23 protein-coding genes and 1 pseudogene are annotated in these 17,420 nt (G+C 52.3%); 22 read left to right on the top strand and 2 right to left on the bottom strand.

Features of this window, described 5'->3' with window-relative positions:
• The first annotated feature begins 6 nt into the window (after positions 1-6).
• The 22 genes from P2R09_RS12690 to P2R09_RS12585 all read left to right on the top strand — a co-directional run bounded on the left by P2R09_RS12690 (position 7) and on the right by P2R09_RS12585 (position 16,749).
• A complete protein-coding gene (locus tag P2R09_RS12690) occupies positions 7-675 on the top strand; it encodes an HK97 family phage prohead protease (protein WP_110330224.1) in 669 nt (222 codons plus the stop codon).
• 11 nt (positions 676-686) lie between these two features.
• Positions 687-1,853, top strand: coding sequence for a phage major capsid protein (locus P2R09_RS12685; protein ID WP_110411196.1), 1,167 nt, complete (start codon positions 687-689; stop codon positions 1,851-1,853).
• A gap of 19 nt (positions 1,854-1,872) precedes the next feature.
• Entirely contained in the window at positions 1,873-2,106 is a 234-nt protein-coding gene (locus tag P2R09_RS12680; protein WP_110411197.1) for a hypothetical protein, read from the top strand.
• Entirely contained in the window at positions 2,072-2,398 is a 327-nt protein-coding gene (locus P2R09_RS12675) for a head-tail connector protein (RefSeq protein ID WP_110411198.1), read from the top strand. Before P2R09_RS12680 ends, P2R09_RS12675 begins: the two co-directional genes overlap by 35 nt.
• 60 nt (positions 2,399-2,458) lie before the next feature.
• A complete protein-coding gene (locus P2R09_RS12670) occupies positions 2,459-2,677 on the top strand; it encodes a hypothetical protein (protein ID WP_275770143.1) in 219 nt (72 codons plus the stop codon).
• Between the two features lie 2 nt (positions 2,678-2,679).
• Positions 2,680-3,012 (top strand): phage head closure protein, encoded by a 333-nt coding sequence (locus tag P2R09_RS12665; protein ID WP_110411200.1) that lies wholly within the window; start codon positions 2,680-2,682, stop codon positions 3,010-3,012.
• Positions 3,005-3,490, top strand: coding sequence for an HK97-gp10 family putative phage morphogenesis protein (locus tag P2R09_RS12660; protein ID WP_154926735.1), 486 nt, complete (start codon positions 3,005-3,007; stop codon positions 3,488-3,490). Before P2R09_RS12665 ends, P2R09_RS12660 begins: the two co-directional genes overlap by 8 nt.
• Positions 3,487-3,852: a DUF3168 domain-containing protein gene (locus tag P2R09_RS12655; RefSeq protein WP_110411201.1), complete on the top strand. Its 366-nt coding sequence runs from the start codon at positions 3,487-3,489 to the stop codon at positions 3,850-3,852. The genes P2R09_RS12660 and P2R09_RS12655 overlap by 4 nt, the downstream gene beginning before the upstream one ends.
• Before the next feature lie 54 nt (positions 3,853-3,906).
• Complete coding sequence (locus P2R09_RS12650) at positions 3,907-4,410, top strand: phage tail tube protein (RefSeq protein WP_110411202.1); 504 nt, start codon at positions 3,907-3,909, stop codon at positions 4,408-4,410.
• Between the two features lie 43 nt (positions 4,411-4,453).
• Positions 4,454-4,939 carry a phage tail assembly chaperone family protein, TAC gene (locus P2R09_RS12645; protein ID WP_110411203.1) on the top strand — a complete coding sequence of 162 codons (486 nt, stop codon included), beginning with the start codon at positions 4,454-4,456 and terminating at the stop codon, positions 4,937-4,939.
• Positions 4,940-4,944: 5 nt separating this feature from the next.
• On the top strand, positions 4,945-5,115 hold the full coding sequence (locus tag P2R09_RS12640) for a hypothetical protein (RefSeq protein ID WP_164913083.1): 171 nt from the start codon (positions 4,945-4,947) through the stop codon (positions 5,113-5,115).
• 21 nt (positions 5,116-5,136) lie between these two features.
• Positions 5,137-7,611 carry a phage tail tape measure protein gene (locus tag P2R09_RS12635; RefSeq protein WP_110411204.1) on the top strand — a complete coding sequence of 825 codons (2,475 nt, stop codon included), beginning with the start codon at positions 5,137-5,139 and terminating at the stop codon, positions 7,609-7,611.
• A 15-nt stretch (positions 7,612-7,626) separates the two neighbouring features.
• Positions 7,627-7,968: a phage tail protein gene (locus tag P2R09_RS12630; RefSeq protein ID WP_110411205.1), complete on the top strand. Its 342-nt coding sequence runs from the start codon at positions 7,627-7,629 to the stop codon at positions 7,966-7,968.
• A 52-nt stretch (positions 7,969-8,020) separates the two neighbouring features.
• Positions 8,021-8,758 (top strand): phage minor tail protein L, encoded by a 738-nt coding sequence (locus P2R09_RS12625; RefSeq protein ID WP_110411206.1) that lies wholly within the window; start codon positions 8,021-8,023, stop codon positions 8,756-8,758.
• Positions 8,759-8,760: 2 nt separating this feature from the next.
• On the top strand, positions 8,761-9,480 hold the full coding sequence (locus tag P2R09_RS12620; RefSeq protein ID WP_110411207.1) for a C40 family peptidase: 720 nt from the start codon (positions 8,761-8,763) through the stop codon (positions 9,478-9,480).
• Positions 9,473-10,096, top strand: a complete 624-nt coding sequence (locus tag P2R09_RS12615; RefSeq protein WP_008925138.1) for a tail assembly protein — start codon at positions 9,473-9,475, stop codon at positions 10,094-10,096. Before P2R09_RS12620 ends, P2R09_RS12615 begins: the two co-directional genes overlap by 8 nt.
• Before the next feature lie 56 nt (positions 10,097-10,152).
• Complete coding sequence (locus P2R09_RS12610; protein ID WP_275770142.1) at positions 10,153-13,356, top strand: host specificity protein J; 3,204 nt, start codon at positions 10,153-10,155, stop codon at positions 13,354-13,356.
• A gap of 311 nt (positions 13,357-13,667) precedes the next feature.
• Positions 13,668-14,318: a hypothetical protein gene (locus tag P2R09_RS12605; protein ID WP_275770141.1), complete on the top strand. Its 651-nt coding sequence runs from the start codon at positions 13,668-13,670 to the stop codon at positions 14,316-14,318.
• 78 nt (positions 14,319-14,396) lie between these two features.
• Entirely contained in the window at positions 14,397-14,681 is a 285-nt protein-coding gene (locus P2R09_RS12600; protein WP_275770140.1) for a TonB family protein, read from the top strand.
• 59 nt (positions 14,682-14,740) lie between these two features.
• Positions 14,741-15,970, top strand: a complete 1,230-nt coding sequence (locus P2R09_RS12595) for a phage tail protein (RefSeq protein WP_275770139.1) — start codon at positions 14,741-14,743, stop codon at positions 15,968-15,970.
• A 214-nt stretch (positions 15,971-16,184) separates the two neighbouring features.
• A complete protein-coding gene (locus P2R09_RS12590) occupies positions 16,185-16,424 on the top strand; it encodes a hypothetical protein (protein WP_008925144.1) in 240 nt (79 codons plus the stop codon).
• 1 nt (position 16,425) lies between these two features.
• Positions 16,426-16,749, top strand: coding sequence for a phage repressor protein (locus P2R09_RS12585; RefSeq protein ID WP_275770138.1), 324 nt, complete (start codon positions 16,426-16,428; stop codon positions 16,747-16,749).
• A 30-nt stretch (positions 16,750-16,779) separates the two neighbouring features.
• Here the strand turns inward: P2R09_RS12585 and pqqA are convergent, their stop codons facing one another.
• Together pqqA and P2R09_RS12575 are read right to left on the bottom strand one after the other, a co-directional pair.
• Complete coding sequence (gene pqqA, locus P2R09_RS12580; protein ID WP_010245103.1) at positions 16,780-16,851, bottom strand: pyrroloquinoline quinone precursor peptide PqqA; 72 nt, start codon at positions 16,849-16,851, stop codon at positions 16,780-16,782.
• Between the two features lie 184 nt (positions 16,852-17,035).
• A pseudogene (locus tag P2R09_RS12575) lies at positions 17,036-17,293 on the bottom strand (TonB-dependent siderophore receptor); the annotation flags it as partial.
• Between the last annotated feature and the right edge of the window lie 127 nt (positions 17,294-17,420).

Raw genomic sequence — 17,420 nt, 5'->3', positions numbered from 1 at the left:
GCTTAAATGCCGGACATTCAGAAAACGCTGTCCTTTAATCAGGCAGAAATTAAGTTTGCAGGTGATGGCAGTCAGGGGATTTTTGAAGGTTACGCCTCTGTGTTTAACAACACAGATTCTGACGGCGACATTATTCTTCCTGGCGCGTTTAAAAATACTCTGGCCACGCAAAGCCGCAAGGTAGCGATGTTCTTTAACCATCGCACTTTTGAGGTGCCGGTAGGGAAATGGGAGACGCTGGAAGAGGATGAAAAAGGCCTTTTTGTCCGGGGTCAGTTAACACCAGGGCTGAGTGCTTCATCTGATCTTAAGGCCGCCATGCAACACGGCACCGTTGAGGGAATGTCAGTCGGATTTTCCGTATCAAAAGATGATTACAGCATCGGCACAACGGGAATGATTTTCAAAAACATTTCCTATCTGCGTGAGATCAGCGTCTGCACGTTCCCTGCTAACGAGCTTGCTGGCGTGTCTGCCATGAAGAGCATCGAAACAATCAAAACCATTCGAGACGCGGAAGCTTTCCTGAGGGATTCAGCAGGGCTTTCGCGTGCAGAAGCACAGGCATTTCTTGCCAGTGTTAAGTCCGCAGGTCGGAGCGAGTCCGATAGCGGCGACATTGACGCGCTTGCACAGCGCATAACTTCCTTTGCCGCTAACCTGCGGAACGCATAACGGAGCATTACATGTCTGAATTAGCCACCCTTGAAAAAGCGATTGAGAATTCACAGAAAGAAGTGAAACAGCTCATCGAAGAACAGCGTAAATCCATCAACGAAAACGGCCAGATTAACCAGCAGCTTCAGACTGACCTGGCAAAGGCACAGGACGAGCTGAAGGCCACTGGTACCCGCCTTTTTGATCTTGAGCAGAAGCTTGCAGGCAACTCACCCGATCAGACCGCTCAGAAGTCATTTGCCGAGCGTGTCTCTGAAGACCTTATCAAAGGCTGGGATGGCTCACGTACCAAAGCAAAAGTGACCAGCTTTGATAAGGCCATCGGTTCCGGCAGCACCTCTGCCGGTAGCCTCGTTCTGCCACAGCAGAATCCTGGCATTCTTATGCCTGGCCTGCGTCGCCTGACCGTTCGTGACCTGCTGTCACAGGGCCGCATCTCCAGCAATGCCCTTGAATATGTCCGTGAGAACGTATTCACCAATGCGGCTGCGCCGGTAGCTGAAGGTACGCTGAAGCCTGAGAGCAACATCACCTTCACTAAAGAAACCGCGAACGTGAAAACCATCGCGCACTGGATTCAGGCATCACGTCAGATTATGGATGACGCGCCAGCCCTGCAGTCCTACATCAACTCCCGCATGATGTACGGTCTGGCGCTGGTGGAAGAGAATCAGATGCTCAACGGTGACGGCACCGGTGACAATCTTCAGGGTCTGAACGTGGTCGCTAACGACTACGAAGCGGCACTCAATGCCACCGGTGACACCGGGGCTGACGTTCTGGCGCATGCTATCTATCAGGTGTCGCTGAGCGAGTTTGAAGCGGACGGTATTGTTCTTAACCCGGCTGACTGGCACCGCATCGCGCTGCTTAAGGATGCCAACGGCAACTACATTCTCGGCGGTCCGCAGGCTTTCGCTTCGAAAGTGCTGTGGGGTCTGCCGGTTGTTTCAACGACCGCTCAGGCAGCAGGTAAGTTCACGGTTGGTGCGTTTGGCCTGGCTTCTCAGGTGTGGGACCGCATGGACGCAACCGTTGAAATCAGCAATCAGGATCGCGATAACTTCGTGAAAAATATGCTGACCATCCTGTGTGAAGAACGTCTGGCGCTGGCTCACTACCGTCCTGCCGCCATTGTTACCGGCGATATCACCGTTGCCGCTGGCGGCGCATAACTGAAGGGCGCGGTCAGCAATGACCGCGTTTACAGACATGAAAATCAAAGCACTTCGCATGTTCTCTCATTTTCACCTTGGCACTGTCTCGCAGGGTGAAGTGAAGGTGGTTAAAAAAGAAATCGGTGAGGCTCTGGTCGGGCTGCACCTGGCTGAAGCTGTCGAAGATGAATCAAATGACGATTCGGCTTCGGTACCCGTAAAGAAAGGGGGCAAAAGTGGAAATAAGCCCGCAACAGGTGGCGCTGGTTAAGAAGCACCTGAGAGTTGATCACGATGATGAAGACGACCTGATTGCAGGCTATGCGCAGGCATCAGTGGACTTCATCGAACATTATTGTGACGGCATTCTGGTGGCGCAGCTAACAACCACCGCAGAAAACGAAGAACCTCCCCGTGAGGTTCTTTTTACTTCGGGCATATGGCAGGCGATGCTGCTGCTGATCGGTCACTACTATTCAAACCGTGAAGCAGGTGGGCAGAATCAGTCAGAAATTCCGTTTGGTGTGGAGGCGTTGTTATACCGACATCGCAGGTGGCACTGATGGCCTGTTCAGGATGCCAGAAGCGACGTGAATGGCTAAAAAAAATGGTGGCACTCGCTAATGAAAGAATTACAGGAAAGCCTGCTGGCGACCACGCTGGAGAAACTGGCAGAAAGTCTTCATCAGGTCGCACAGGGGATGAAGTCGCAGAGCGAAGCAATAAACCGCCTGGCTGAATCAAACGAGGCGCTTTCTGCCGTGGTTTATCAGTCAGTCATTGACGTCTCAGACAATGACATGCCAGCGCCGACATATCTTAGCGGGGCGGCTAAGGGATAATTATGCAGGCCGGAAAATTACGTCACCGCGTCTCGCTCCAGAAGTCCGTCAAAACCCAGAACCCTTTAACTGGAGCTGTTGTTAATTCCTGGCAGGAAACAGCAAAGCTGTGGGCGGAGGTTGCCCCGCTGTCTGCGCGGGAGTTTGTCGCGGCACAGGCCACACAGAGTGAAGTAACCACACGTATCACCATTCGCTTTCGCAGCGATGTGACCCCAAAACATCGTATCGTTTACGCCGGGAAAATCTTTAACATTGAAGGTGTTCTGGCTGACGATAAAAGCGGTCGTGATTACCTGACGCTTCCGTGTTCAGAGGGCGTCAATGATGGCTGATGGCGTTGATTTTAACCTGACGGGCATGGATTCACTGCTGGGCAAGTTGACTGAAATCAGCGATGACCTCAGGCGCAAGGGTGGCAGAGCCGCACTGCGTCGTGCCGGAAATGTCATTGCTGACAAAGCCAGAGCAAACGCCCGGCAGCTGGATGACATGTCAACGGGAAGGAGTATCGCGAATAACGTTGCGCTTCGCTGGAACGGACGGTTTTTCAGGCAAACGGGAAACCTCGGGTTCCGGATTGGCGTTGCGCATGGCGCGGTCCTGCAAAAACACCCCGATAAAAGCCTTAATGCACCTACGCCGCACTGGCGGCTTCTTGAGTTCGGCACGGAGAAAATGAAGGCGCAGCCATTCATGCGCCCGGCTGCCGAAAGCAGTATCGATCAGGTCATCAATACCTTTGGAACCGAGTACGAACTGGCAATTGACCGGGCAATTAAACGCGCCCGTAAGAAAGGGCAGTCACCGTGATAGCACCCATTTTTCCCGTATGCAGCGCCAGTCCTGAAGTTAATGCTCTGATTGGTGGCGAAAGCCTGCGCCTGTATCCCTTTGGTCAGCAGGATGACGATGTTAGTTATCCCTATGCTGTCTGGCAGAACATTACTGGTGAGCCGGAGAATTACCTGGCTCAGCGTCCTGATACGGATACGTTCACGCTCCAGGTTGATGTTTATGCTGACACACCTGAAGAAGCGATTGCTGTGGCCGCAGCGCTGCGTGATGCCATAGAACTCCACGCCTACATTACCCGATGGGGCGATCAAACCCGCGACAATGTAACCAGGCGATACCGGTACTCATTCGATGTTGACTGGATAGTGCCGCGCTAACTGAACTATTCACCCACCGGCCCTGTGCCGGTTTTTTTATAACCGGAGATAACAATGTCTGTACTGACGCAAGGTACACAGCTTTTTGTACTCGCAAAAGGCGCGGTGAGCGAGATTGAGTGCATTACTGCATTTTCACCCGGCAGCAACCCTGCCGACCAGATTGAAGATACCTGTCTTTCTGAGCGGCTCGATCGGACCTATAAGCGTGGTCTGCGCACGCCCGGTGCGGCCTCACTGACGCTTAATGCGGACCCGAAAAACACCAGTCACATCATGCTCTATAACCTGTCTATTTCTGATGCTGAAGATGATCAGGACCTGACCTTTGCTATCGGCTGGTCAGATGGAACTGCTTCGCCAGTAGCCGCTGCTGATGGCGCTGCAGGTGCAGTAGATGGCCTGACGCTCCCTGACAGCCGCACGTGGTTTGTGTTCAAGGGTTATGTCTCCGACTTCCCTTTTGATTTCGCTGCCAACACGGTCGTGTCTTCTTCTGCTTCCATTCAGCGTTCTGGCTCTGCTGTATGGGTGCCTAAAGCCACTCCCTCTGCCTGATTTCAGGGGCGATTCTGCCCCTGAGTTATTACCGGAATAAACGATGAAATTGACACTTGATACGCTTAAAACCGCTGGCGCGTTTACCGGGCGTCCGGTCGAAAAAGAAATCAGCTGGAAACAGGGCGAAAAAGACTTTACCGCGACCGTATATGTGCGCCCGATGGGCTATCACACCGCCACGTCTGATGTACTGGCAATGGGCGGCAAAGTGGATGGTGTGGCAGGCCGCATCGCAGCATCAATCTGTGATGAGTTCGGCAAGCCCGTTTTCACCCCGGCTGACATTACCGGCGAGGCTGACCCGGATCGCGGCTCTCTTGATGGTGCGCTCACCATTGCACTGCTGGTTGCCATTCAGGAAGTTAACGATCTGGGAAAGACTTCGAGCTCAGCGCCGAAGACGAATTCTGGTGCGAGCTCGTCCTCAACGGCATCGGTGGACGCACCATCGCAGAAGCGCGTGAGACGATCACCTTCAAAGAGTCGCAACTCTGGGCAAAATACCGGGAACGCTACGGAAGCCTGAACCCCATGATGCGCACCGAGTGGGGCGCAGGGGTGGTGGCAAGCATCATTGCTAACGTGAACCGTGATGCGAAAACGCCGCCGTTCAGCCCGACAGACTTCACGCTGCACTTCACTAAAGTCACTGCTGCTGATGAGCCGATTTCACTTAATGAAGCCATGACCAGCTGGGGATAACGGCCGCCAGACGGAGAGTTTATGGCTTCAAAATCACTTGGCACGCTGACGATTGACCTGATCGCAAAAGTGGGCGGCTTCGTTTCAGGCATGGACAAAGCCGAGCGTGCCTCTGAAAAGTGGGCTAAGCAGGTCCAGAAGGACGCCGCTGCCAGTTCAGCCGCACTGCTCTCAGTAGGCGGCGCGGTTCAGGCGGCAGCGCTCGCGGCAGGCACAGCCGGTTTCGCTTTACTTAAATCAACGTCCGAACAGGTTAATGCCACAGACCAGTGGGCGAAGTCGCTGAAGATGTCCACACAGGAGCTGCTTGCGTGGCAGTTCGCGGCAGAGAAAGCCGGTGTTGCTGGTGACAACATGGCCGACATCTTCAAAGACCTCAGCGATAAAATCGGTGATGCGGTCCTGAACAAGTCAGGCGAAGCAGTAGATGCACTGAACTCTCTTGGCCTGTCTGCCGATAAGCTGTCGAAGGTCTCACCGGACAAACAGCTGCTGGCGATTGGTGAGGCGCTGGGCAAAATCAGCACCAACGCAGGAAAGGTCACCATCCTTGAAAGCCTGGGTAATGACCTTTCAAAGCTTCTTCCGCTATTCGACAACAACAATGCAAAGCTGAATCAGTTCATTCAGCTGGCGAAAGATTATGGCGTAGCACCTGACCCGCAATCTATTGATGACCTGATTAAGGTCAACACCCTTTTTCAGGATATGGAAGCTCAGGTGAAGGGGCTGAAGATGGAGATCGCAGCCGGACTGGCGCACGTTGACCTGAGTCCGCTGAATAACTCCCTCTCAGAGATTCACGATGTATTGACTGATCCGAAAGTACTGCAGGGCATTGCCGACCTTGTCAGTCAGGTAGCGCAGCTTGCCGGATGGCTGATTAAAGCAGCAGCTGGTGCAGGAAAACTTGCCACATCATCATCCAACCGTATGGCGGCGCTGGGTAACCGGGTTGATATGAATAACCCGGACCAGATTAAGGCACGTATTGATTACCTAAACAGCAATGCAAAGGATCGCGGCAACGGAATGTATGACGGCAGTCAGACCTTCCTCGGCTGGATCATGGGTAAAGACGACAGCGTCAAGGCGGTATCAGACGAAATTGCCACGCTGACCGGACGCCTGTCAGTGCTTAATAAGCAGCCGAAAGATATCAGGATATCCCCCGATGTTACGCCATCCAGTGCTTCATCGCTGCTAGACTTCGGACTGGCACCGGGCCAGACGAACGGGAAGCCACCGAAGGATACAGCCGGTGCAAAACTGGAGTCAGCATTCAAAGCGGCAGAGCGCAGTTACATGCGCCAGATTGAGCTGATTGACACAACCGGTAAAAAGACTGCAGTGGTGACCGAGCAGCAGAAGCTTCAGTTCGACATCGCAGACGGCAAGCTGCAGGGGCTGAACGGCACGCAGCAGAAACGCCTGGAGTTGCTAGCGCAGGAAGTTGATCGGCTTAATGCAGTCAAAAAAGCTAATGAAGAGAATGCCAAGATAGCGGCTTTTGTTGCAAACCTGCAGGCGCAGAACGGCAATGCAAAATCATCGCTGAATATCGATGTTCAGGGGGCCGGGCAGGGCGACAAAGAGCGTCAGCGCATGAAGGAGCGCCTGAGCATCGAGCGCGAATTCCTCGATCAGCAGCGCGAGCTCCAGACACAGTATCAGTCTGGCGATATCACCAAATCGCTTTATGAGCGTGAAAACAGCGCTATCGGCAGCGCCATGAGCGACCGCCTGAAAATTCAGGAGGACTACTACAAAAGCATGGATGCCATGCAGTCCGACTGGATGGGTGGGGTGAGTGATGGTCTGGTGAACTGGCTGGACACTTCATCAAACTATTCAGCCTCAGCAGCAAGCATCGTCAGCAGCTCCATGGATAGCGCTCTGGATAATGTTTCATCCATGCTGATGGGTAACAAAGCCAGTTGGAAGGACTGGACTGCATCAGTGCTCAGCATGATCGCTAAGGTCGCTCTGCAGATGGCTGCGGTTAATCTGGTGAGTGGCATTGTCAGTTCTGTCGGTGGCGCTGCTGTTGGCGCGGCATCGGCTGGCGGAGGCACAGCGAATAACTCATTCAGCAGCGGCTCTTACAATAACCTGACGCTGAACGCTAAAGGGGGTGTGTATGAGTCCCATGACCTGAGCCAGTACAGCGGATCGGTCGTCAGCTCTCCGACGCTGTTTGCATTCGCTAAAGGTGCCGGTCTGATGGGAGAGGCGGGTCCTGAAGCGATTATGCCGCTGACGCGTGCAGCAGATGGCTCACTTGGTGTGCGTGCGATAGGCACTAGCGGTGGCAGTGGCGGTACATCTATTTCTGTCAGCGCGCCTGTCACGGTTGAGGGTGGCGGGGCCGGTGAAACAAGCAGCGCCAACACTGCCAATACTGCCCGACAATTGCAGAGCATGATCCAGACTGTACTTTCTGACCGCCTTAAGAAAGAGATACTTCCAGGCGGCATACTTTACCGGGGCGGGTAAAACTGATGGTGAGAAATGGCTATTGATACTTTTGGATGGTGCGTCAGAACGGGGGCGACGGAGGAGGTTAACGTTGCCACCCTTCAGGCCCAGTTCGGTGACGGCTACAAGCAGGTGGCCGGTGTCGGGATTAACGATCAGCGCGAGTCCTGGCCGGTAACCTGCAGCGGCAGCAAAGCTGAAATGGCGATCGTAAGGGCTTTTCTCAAAGCACACGTCACCACCTCCTGCTGGTGGATCAATCCGTGGGGAGAGAAAAAGCTCTACCGCGTAAAGTCTGATTCAATCCGGCCCGCCTTCATCAACGGAAATTTCGTGGAAATCAGTTTTACCTTCGAGCAGGCTTTCGCACCGTGACAGGTCACGATAACAACAGGGCGCTGATGCGCCCTTTTTTATTGGGTGAAAAATGAGTTTTAACCAGGACGTTCAGGCGCTGGAGCCGGGGAGTCTGGTCCAGCTGATTGAGATTGACGGCACGGCTTTTGGGCTTGATACCGTGCTGCGCTTTCATGCGTACAACCTTCCGACCGAAGGCTGGCAGTCATATGCAGCAGAAAACCTGCCGTCCATCATCTGGCAGGGCAATGAGTACGATCCGCACCCATATGAACTGACCGGTATGGAGATGAGCAGCACCGGCTCACAGCCGACGCCAAAGCTTTCTGTTGGCAACGTCGGCAACTATGTCACAGCACTGTGTCTGCAGTTTGACGACATGGTGAAGGCGAAGGTGCGCATCCACACCACCCTGGCAAAATATCTTGATGCGGCAAACTGGACCGCAGGCAATCCCAGCGCCAACCCGCAGGAAGAGCGAGTTCAGCTGTTTTACGTGAATGCGAAAACCTCCGAGACGCGTGCCCAGGTGGATTTTGAGCTTTGCTCTCCTTTCGACATTCAGAGCCTGCAGCTTCCATCGCGGCAGATTACGCCTGTCTGCACCTGGTGCATGCGTGGCTGGTACCGCACCGGTACAGGCTGCGATTACGCAGGCAACAGGTATTTCACCAAAGACGGCACGGCTACTAATGACCCGTCAAAAGATGTCTGCGGCGGACGCATGGCTGACTGCAAAGCACGCTTTGGTAACGATCAGCCGCTGCCGTTCGGCGGGTTCCCGGCTGCAAACCTTCAGGGTAAATAACGATGCGCAAAAAGATTCTTGAAGCGATACGCGAGCATGTGGCCGCTGAATACCCGAAAGAGGCATGCGGGCTGGTCATCCAGTCAGGCCGGACCCAGAATTACATCCCCTGCAGGAATATCGCTGACGCGCCGACAGAGCATTTCACGCTGTCGCCGGAGGATAAGCGGGCAGCTGAAGCGCAGGGCGAAATTCTGATGGTCATCCATTCACACCCGGACGCGCCGCAGCTCATCCCGTCAGAGCATGATCGGGTGCAGTGCGACTTCTCCGGCGTGGAGTGGGGCATTATGTCGTGGCCGGATGGCGACTTCTGCACCATCAGTCCACGAACTGACCGGGACTACACCGGTCGCCCCTGGCTGATTGGCGGTAATGACTGCTGGACACTCATAATGGACTGGTACCAGCGTGAGCACGGAATCACCCTGAAAAACTGGTCTGTTGATTATGAGTGGTGGGTGGACGGCAAAGAAAACCTCTATGACGATAACTGGCAGTCAGAGGGATTTGTGGAGATCGAGCCAGCGGAGATGCGAGAGGGCGACATGATCATGATGCGCATCAGTGCTCCGGTAACGAACCACGCCGCAATCTATCTCGGGAACAATATCATTCTTCATCATAACGCCGGGAGCCTTTCTACACGCGTTCCTTATGGCGAATACTGGCGTAACCGTACTGTGCGGATCGTGCGCAGAAAGGAGCTGATGGATGCTTAAAACCATGCGACTCAAAGGCCGGATGGCAAAAATGTTTGGTCCGGTTCACCAGTTTCACGTTGCGGATTTGCGGGAGTTGCTGCGTGCAATGTGCTCACAGTTGCCAGGCTTCAAAAAATTCGTATCAAACGCTCACCTCAACGGCATCCGGTTCGCCTTCTTTAGCGGCAAAGATAATATCGGCCTGCTGGAGTTCGACATGTCCTCATCTGCTACTGAGTTTCAGATGGAGCCGGTACTGGAAGGTTCAAAGCGTGGCGGCACACTGCAGATCATCATCGGTGCGGTCGCAATTGTTGCTGCGTTCTTCACAGCGGGCGCGTCACTGGCTGCATATGGCGCGGCTATTGGTACCACAACTGCAGTTGGACTGGCAGCAACGGCATTGACAAGCATAGGTATCAGTATGTTGCTTGGTGGGGTCGTGCAGATGCTGACTCCGCAGCCAAAGCTTAACGTGGGCGCATCATCCAGCACGGACAATAAGCCGAACTATGCGTTCGGTGCGCCGGTTAATACCGTTGCCATGGGCTATCCGGTGCCGGTGCTTTACGGTACCAGAGAAATCGGCGGCGCGGTCATCAGTGCCGGCAGCTTTACCAGCGATCAGCAGTAATCAGTGCGGGATTAATTATCAGGCCACCTTCGGGTGGCTTTTTTTATGGGTGAAATATGCGACTTCTCGAAGGTGCCGTGATTCAGGGCAGTAAAGGCGGTGGCGGCAGTGCCCATACGCCGGTAGAACAGCCAGATGACCTGCTGTCTATAGCCAAATTAAAAATGCTGCTGGCTATCTCTGAAGGTGAGATTCAGGGTGATTTAACCGCGCAGCAGATTTACCTGAACGATACTCAACTGGCGAACGAAGACGGCACCTATAACTTTACCGGTGTCGTATGGGACTGGCGCAGGGGAACACAGGACCAGACCTATATTCAGGGCATGCCTGAAGTTGATAATGAACTTTCAGTAGGCGTTGCAGTGACGCAGGCTGTCGCCTGGACGCGCCAGTTTTCAAATCTGACGCTCGATGCCGTTCGCATCAAGCTGAGCCTGCCGGTGCAGTATCAGTATAAAGACAATGGCGACATGGTAGGTACCGTGACGCAGTACGCTATTGACCTTTCAACAGACGGCAGTTCATGGGTCACCGTTGTTAATGGCAGTTTCAATGGTAAAACCACCTCTGAATATCAGCGCGATCACCGCATTGATTTACCTAAAGCAACATCCGGCTGGTCTATCCGGGTGCGCCGCATCACCGCAGACTCGACATCCTCAAAGCTGGTAAATGGCTTTAAGGTGTTTTCTTTTGCAGAGGTCATCGACAGCAAGCTTCGCTATCCCAACACCGCACTACTTTATATTGAGGTCGATGCGAGCCAGTTCAGCGGACAGGCTCCGAAGGTAACCTGCAAGCCAAAAGGGCGACTGGTTCGCGTTCCGACAACTTATGATCCGGTGACGCGCACCTATGCTGGAACATGGCAGGGTGATTTCAAATATGCCTATACCAATAACCCGGCATGGATTTTCTATGACCTGGTGCTGGATAAAATTTTTGGTATGGGGACGCGTGTCGATGCCACCATGATCGACAAGTGGGAGCTGTACAACATTTCTCAGTATTGCGATCAAATGGTGTCAGACGGCGCAGGCGGCACAGAACCGCGCTTTACCTGTAATGTTTTCATTCAGAGCCAGCAGGACGCTTACACAGTACTGAAGGACATTGCGGCTATATTCCGTGGCATAACTTTCTGGGGAAACAGCCAGATTTTCGTCAATGCAGACGTGCCGCAGGTTGATTCAGACGGCAACGTTGACGTTGATTTCGTTTACCACGCCGCTAACGTCATTGACGGCCTGTTCACTTATGCTGGTGGTAGTTACAAGAACCGCTATTCGTCCTGTCAGGTGAGCTGGTCCGATCCTATTAACCACTATTCCGATACTGTTGAGGGCGTCTACGACTCAGACCTCGTGCAGCGCTACGATGTGCGCGAGATGAGTCTCACCGCTATCGGCTGTACCTCTCAGAGCGAGGCACACCGACGCGGTCGCTGGGCCATTCTTTCTAACGCCAAAGACGGTACGGTTTCATTCGGCGTAGGTCTGGATGGTTACATCCCAATTCCGGCTGAGATTATCGGTGTAGCGGACCCGTTCCGTAGCGGTAAGCAGAACGGTGGCCGCATCAGTTCGGTTAACGGACTGCGCATCACGCTCGACCGTGCAGTTGATTACGCTGCAGGTGACAGATTGGTTGTGAACCTGCCGGACGGTACCGCGCAGACCCGGACAATTGGCAGCATCAGCGCTGATAAGAAAACGGTCAGTGTGAATACTGCTTTCCGCATTGCGCCGGTGGCTGGTGCGGTCTGGGCTATCGACAGTGACAAGCTAGCAATTCAGTATTTCCGCGTCACCTCGGTAGCCGGGAACGATGACGGCACGTTTACCATTACAGGTGTGCAGCACGATCCGAACAAGTACCGCTACATTGATGACGGCGTGCGCATTGAGCCAGCACCAATCACGGTCACGCCCATCAGCGTGCTTAAGGCACCGACCAACATCAAAATCAGCGAGGTCAGTTTCGTTGAGCAGGGGCTTTCAGTCTCATCAATGCAGGTAACGTGGGACCGCGTTGAGGGTGCAATCAGTTATTTGGCTCAGTGGCGCAAGGATAAAGGCGACTGGATCAACGTCGCAGTCACCAGCGCTCAGGGGTTCAGCATTCAGGGAATTTACACCGGCGTCTATGATGTCCGTGTGCGAGCTGTTAACGCGGCAGAGGTTTCCTCGCCGTGGGGCTACGCTGACTCTACATCACTCATTGGCAAAGCAGGCAAGCCAGGCACGCCGGTTAACCTCCGGGCCACTGACAATGTGGTCTGGGCAATCGATGTAACGTGGGCGTTTCCTGATGGTTCCGGTGATACCTCGTACACAGAGATTCAGGTGGCTACTACGGCAGACGGGCAGAACCCGCAGTTTATGGCTTATGTTCCTTACCCCGGAGTCAGCTATCAACACGGCCCTATGCCCGCTGGTGTTCGCCGCTGGTATCGCGCCCGGCTGGTGGATCGCATCGGTAACACTGGCGACTGGACGAAGTTTGTTGAGGGTGCCAGCAGTGTTGATGCAACTGCGTTACTGGGCGACATTACCGAGCAGGTCCTGAAAACGGATGCCGGTAAGCAGCTCATTGCCAAGGTCGATACCAACATTGATGCCATGCTGCAGAACGCGCTGAACCTCGATGCAACGGTTGATCACCAGATGGCAGAGGCTGGCAAAAACCGTGCTGACATCCTGACGGTGAAGCAGACCATCGCAACTAACGAACAGGCGTATGCGCAAAAGTTTGAGCAGGTGCAGGCTGCAGTGGGTGATAACGTGGCAGCCATTCAGCAGACTTCGACGGCGCTGGCTGACACCAACGGCAAGCTATCAGCACAGTACTCAGTAAAAGTTGCCGTAGACAGCAATGGTCGTCAGTACGCAGCTGGTATGGGTATTGGCGTCGAGAACAGTCCTTCAGGCATGCAGACACAGGTGCTGTTCCTGGCTGACCGTTTCGCTGTGATGTCGCAGGTTGGAGCAACTCCGAAAACCTTCTTTGCTATCCAGAACGGCCAGACCATTATCAATTCTGCCTTTATTGGTGATGCGACCATTACCAGCGCGATGATTGCTGCATATATCCAGTCAACAAACTATATTGCCGGGACTGCCGGCTGGAGGCTGGGTAAAGATGGGACATTTGAGAGAAATGCTGCAAATGGCTCAGGCAGGGTTGTGGACACTGGCACATTAAGACAGGTCTATGATTCAAATGGCACTTTACGCATCAGAGACGGGCTCTGGTAAGGAGAATAAATGCCTGGTGGCCTTCAGTGCTGGGATGCAAATGGAAAGCTGATAGTTGATATTGGAGATTACAATACTCGATATCTTGGCAGAACATCCGTAACCATGGCGGCTAATACCAATCAGGTGACTGGATCATTCGGGGGGCTTACATCATCAGGCTCATTTGTTGTAGTGGCTTCTGCTTCAAGCTCTTCCTATTACACACCTTCTAATTTTGCTGCTCGATCATATGATGGCGGATATCGCATATTTAAGCTTTCAGCATATACCGCTGCAGTTACCTTAACTTTGGACATGTACGCATTCATATGAGTGGATATCAGGTTTTTAACTCTGCTGGGGCGCTTGTAATTGATTCAGATTATAAAGGTACCTATTACCGTGATACGGTTAACTATACGAGCATAACGGATATAGGTTATTACAACATTACATGCCAACTTGGAAACTCCAACGATATGGGGCATGCGAACGCGAGTGTCCCAGTAGATGATAATCTACGGTGGTTCAAGCCAAACAATAATGCCAGGATGTTTTTTACCGGTCCCGACTGGGTGACTGCTAATGCTGGCTCAATGGCCCGTAGTCGAAGTGACATGCCTGTAGAAAGTGGTTATCGGGACATTTTTAACTCTGCAGGACAGTTAGTCTGGTCGGCTGTAATGGCTGCTAAAATACCTCGCATCCTTGGTTTTTTTGATGTTCCGGCAAACTTCGATTTGGATAACTCTGTTTATTCACAAGCGATTGGTAATGACTCATGGATTCTTGTAAGTTCTGTACCCGGTGGAAACATTTCTGATGATGGTTCCGGCACCGGTTTTTCGGGACCATTCTTTAGATTCCAGAATGGAACGTTGCAATGCCAGTGGGTAAACAAGCTCCAGCAGTCATGGGCTAGCACGCTGAGGCCTTATGGCATGCGTATTCCCTATGGAGTGTTTTCCAACCTCAGTTAGAATGAATTATAAGTAAAAGCATTTTTCTAATTCAATTTCTTCCAAATGGATGTGATATGCCTACATATGGAGTGACGTATGAAATATATTTTAACGGCGTTATTAATTGTTCTCTCAGTTGGCGTGCAGGCTCAGAACAAAATTACGTATCCTGATAGAGCGGAAAAGCTAAGATTTGGAGGCGAGGTGGAACTTCTTTATGATGTGACGCCAGAAGGATCCGTTTCTAACATCAGAATTTTGAAGGTTTATCCCAGTTACCTTTTTGATCGCGAAGTAAAACGGCAAATGTCTGACTGGACGTTCCCGGCAAAGAATCCAAGAAAAGACGTTCCGCTAAAAATCGTATTTAAGCCAAACTAATCAAATAAAATCCAAGAACCCGGCCACTGTGCCGGGTTTTTTATTGCCCGGAGAAAGCTATGCCAGCAGGCACTATTGCATTAACCAATAACTCAACAGCTGTGACAGGCTCGGGGACCAGCTTCACAACTGAGCTTAAAGCTAACGATTTTATCGTTGCAGTTGTTGGTGGTATCACTTATACGCTCGGCGTGCAGTCTGTAAACTCAGCAACCGGCGTTACGCTCATTACTGCGTACAATGGACCTAACGCATCTGGTGTTGCATGGACAGCAGTTCCAAATGCGGCGCTGGTTGGAATTACTGCACAGGTAGCAGCTGACGTTGCTAAGGCAATTCGGGGACTCAATCTAGACAAAGCGAACTGGCAGCAGATTTATAGTGCGAGTGGAAACATCACGGTCACACTTCCTGACGGCAGCCAGTACACCGGACCGGCGTGGAACAGCATTACCTCAACGATGCTGACGAAGGCAGACAACCTAAATAGCGTGTCTAACAAGACTACCGCTAGGGCAAATCTGTCTGCGACAACCTCTCGTAACCTGACTGAAGGTAGCGGCAACGACTGGTATGCGACGTTTAACTCTCCACTGGATATGGGCATGAAGCTTCATGCCGATACTCAAAATACAGTAAGCCCATGGGATGCACCTTCTCAGTATTCCCTTGTTAACTACTTTCCATCACCTAATGCTAACGTCGGCACCGCCATAGCCAGCACATGGGGCTCATCTGGTGATTACTGGCTCAACTCCAGAAACTCTGCCTATCCTGGCTATCAGGGCTGGAAGGGATGGTCAAAACTCTGGCATTCGCGTAACACCACTGTGGATAGTAACGGCTTTATCAAGCGAGCCTCACCGATTGTTAAGCTGTTTTCTGATGGAACCTGTGAAGTGAATGACCAGGCCAGCGGAGTGACTTCTGAGAGAGTAAGTGAGGGAGTTTATCGCATTTCTGGGACTCAGGGTTTCAATTCAGACGCAGCATGGGGCGGGCCTGACGGGGGAATCGGACTTCCAAAAGATCGCAATGACCTGTCGTTGCTTTGGGTGGATTATGAAGTAGGCATGACGGGTGACCTGCTTATTAAAACCTTCCATCGTGAACACGCATCAGCGCCAGTTTTTGCACGGAACGAAGTTGATGGTTATCAGGACGGCACGCCGATTGATATCCCGGCCGGCCGCTGGATTGATTTGCGCGTTCAGGTCTACTCAAAAGAAGAATTGCCACCCGTTGTGCCTGATTCTGAGTCGGTAGAAGGCGATTCTCAGGAATTATAAAAAAAGCCCGGCGACCGGGCAATGACTCACCGCTCCTGTCTGAGCAGGCTACGGGGTGGGTCATTTGAGATTAGTCACTCGCCTCCACTCCCGCTTGATTAAAACTCCTTTCCGCTCAAGCCCTTTACAAATCTGTGAACTGGTCCGCCTTGATCAACAACACGGATTGATATTACTGTTTATACATACAGTATTTATCAGGGGAGGATTAATTATGCCGAGAGACTACGAGATAAAAGACGCGTTTGTAAGTGCCATCAGGACCAAAGCGGGTGCAGGGCGCATTGTAACGACCGAGGAATTCGTCAAAGAACTGGAACGGCTTAACTGGCACTTCAGCCTGCGCGAGGCAAATCAGTGGATAAAAACAAATACAACCACGTTTCGTGACGTTTCCACGCAAGAGGGTGAAGCTAAGACCTACCAGCAGTTCAATCCAAACGGGGGTATCTGACATGGGATTTCCTTCACCGGCGGTTGACTACATCGAACCTAGACTAACCCTGAATAGCATGCTGATGCCTCACCCAGCCAATATGATGTTGTTAGAAACGCAGGAAGGGTTTGTGCTGGTAGACCGCACTTTAACGGCCAAAAATGGCGAAGCAGTCGCTTTTCAGCTCGGCGACTACCCGCAGGTAGGAAAATTGTTCAGCACAGGAATTATAACTTCTGACGGCGAGACGATCGACGGAGAGGGGATGGACGGGATTATCGTGCTGGGTAAAGTGACAGCCGAGATAAGGTCTGTTTATGAACCTTCCAGACCGACTCTCTGAAAAATGCCCGCACAATAGCGGGCACCTTCTTTATCGGTTAGAAATGTACAAAGTCACTTCCAGCCCTAAGCGCATATCAATAAATGCTGGTTTCTTCCACATAGCAATTCCCTCCTAAAATTAAAATACCACCCAATTATACTTCAAAAATCAAAGATAAATTGAGTACATAAATGAGTACATCATTTTTCATGACTCATTCTGCGATATCCTTATAAACATAAAGATAACATAGAATTACCCATGCCTCTCAACCATGAAATTCATAGCTCTGCCTCTTATGTTTATAGTTCTGACGGTTCTGTATCTGCAGACCCGGCACGCTGCTGAGGTTTTCCGACAGATTAACGCGCGCGGCTGCCTGACGCATATCGTCGCCGCTGACCACACTCAGGGCGGCGGGGGTATCCAGTTCGTTGAGACCCGTTTCCGGCGGCGCGGCCGTTACGACCAGAGTATTTTGATTATCTGCCGCCAGCAGCGGCAGCGGCAAAATGGCAGGCAACATCAGCAGCGTCGCCTGACGCAGAGAGATTATTTTCATTATCAGAGGCCTACAAAAGAAGCGTAAATGAATCAGGTGGAACAATCGCCGCGTATGGTAAGGGTTTGATGCGACGGGGTACACCGTTTCAGGCTGGATTTTTTTTTGGTTTACCGCCAGGCTGGGA

The organism is Pantoea sp. Cr_R13 (assembly GCF_029222565.1).
Classification (GTDB): Bacteria; Pseudomonadota; Gammaproteobacteria; order Enterobacterales; family Enterobacteriaceae; genus Pantoea; species Pantoea eucalypti.
Note: the sequence above shows the minus strand (reverse complement) of the source record. Positions and strands in the feature narration are given on the sequence as shown.

Coding starts and splice junctions, on each gene's coding strand:
- P2R09_RS12690 (WP_110330224.1), top strand. CDS start 7: ATGCCGGACATTCAGAAAACGCTGTCCTTTAATCAGGCAGAAATTAAG.
- P2R09_RS12685 (WP_110411196.1), top strand. CDS start 687: ATGTCTGAATTAGCCACCCTTGAAAAAGCGATTGAGAATTCACAGAAA.
- P2R09_RS12680 (WP_110411197.1), top strand. CDS start 1,873: ATGACCGCGTTTACAGACATGAAAATCAAAGCACTTCGCATGTTCTCT.
- P2R09_RS12670 (WP_275770143.1), top strand. CDS start 2,459: ATGAAAGAATTACAGGAAAGCCTGCTGGCGACCACGCTGGAGAAACTG.
- P2R09_RS12665 (WP_110411200.1), top strand. CDS start 2,680: ATGCAGGCCGGAAAATTACGTCACCGCGTCTCGCTCCAGAAGTCCGTC.
- P2R09_RS12660 (WP_154926735.1), top strand. CDS start 3,005: ATGGCTGATGGCGTTGATTTTAACCTGACGGGCATGGATTCACTGCTG.
- P2R09_RS12650 (WP_110411202.1), top strand. CDS start 3,907: ATGTCTGTACTGACGCAAGGTACACAGCTTTTTGTACTCGCAAAAGGC.
- P2R09_RS12645 (WP_110411203.1), top strand. CDS start 4,454: ATGAAATTGACACTTGATACGCTTAAAACCGCTGGCGCGTTTACCGGG.
- P2R09_RS12640 (WP_164913083.1), top strand. CDS start 4,945: ATGATGCGCACCGAGTGGGGCGCAGGGGTGGTGGCAAGCATCATTGCT.
- P2R09_RS12635 (WP_110411204.1), top strand. CDS start 5,137: ATGGCTTCAAAATCACTTGGCACGCTGACGATTGACCTGATCGCAAAA.
- P2R09_RS12630 (WP_110411205.1), top strand. CDS start 7,627: ATGGCTATTGATACTTTTGGATGGTGCGTCAGAACGGGGGCGACGGAG.
- P2R09_RS12625 (WP_110411206.1), top strand. CDS start 8,021: ATGAGTTTTAACCAGGACGTTCAGGCGCTGGAGCCGGGGAGTCTGGTC.
- P2R09_RS12620 (WP_110411207.1), top strand. CDS start 8,761: ATGCGCAAAAAGATTCTTGAAGCGATACGCGAGCATGTGGCCGCTGAA.
- P2R09_RS12615 (WP_008925138.1), top strand. CDS start 9,473: ATGCTTAAAACCATGCGACTCAAAGGCCGGATGGCAAAAATGTTTGGT.
- P2R09_RS12610 (WP_275770142.1), top strand. CDS start 10,153: ATGCGACTTCTCGAAGGTGCCGTGATTCAGGGCAGTAAAGGCGGTGGC.
- P2R09_RS12605 (WP_275770141.1), top strand. CDS start 13,668: ATGAGTGGATATCAGGTTTTTAACTCTGCTGGGGCGCTTGTAATTGAT.
- P2R09_RS12600 (WP_275770140.1), top strand. CDS start 14,397: ATGAAATATATTTTAACGGCGTTATTAATTGTTCTCTCAGTTGGCGTG.
- P2R09_RS12595 (WP_275770139.1), top strand. CDS start 14,741: ATGCCAGCAGGCACTATTGCATTAACCAATAACTCAACAGCTGTGACA.
- P2R09_RS12590 (WP_008925144.1), top strand. CDS start 16,185: ATGCCGAGAGACTACGAGATAAAAGACGCGTTTGTAAGTGCCATCAGG.
- P2R09_RS12585 (WP_275770138.1), top strand. CDS start 16,426: ATGGGATTTCCTTCACCGGCGGTTGACTACATCGAACCTAGACTAACC.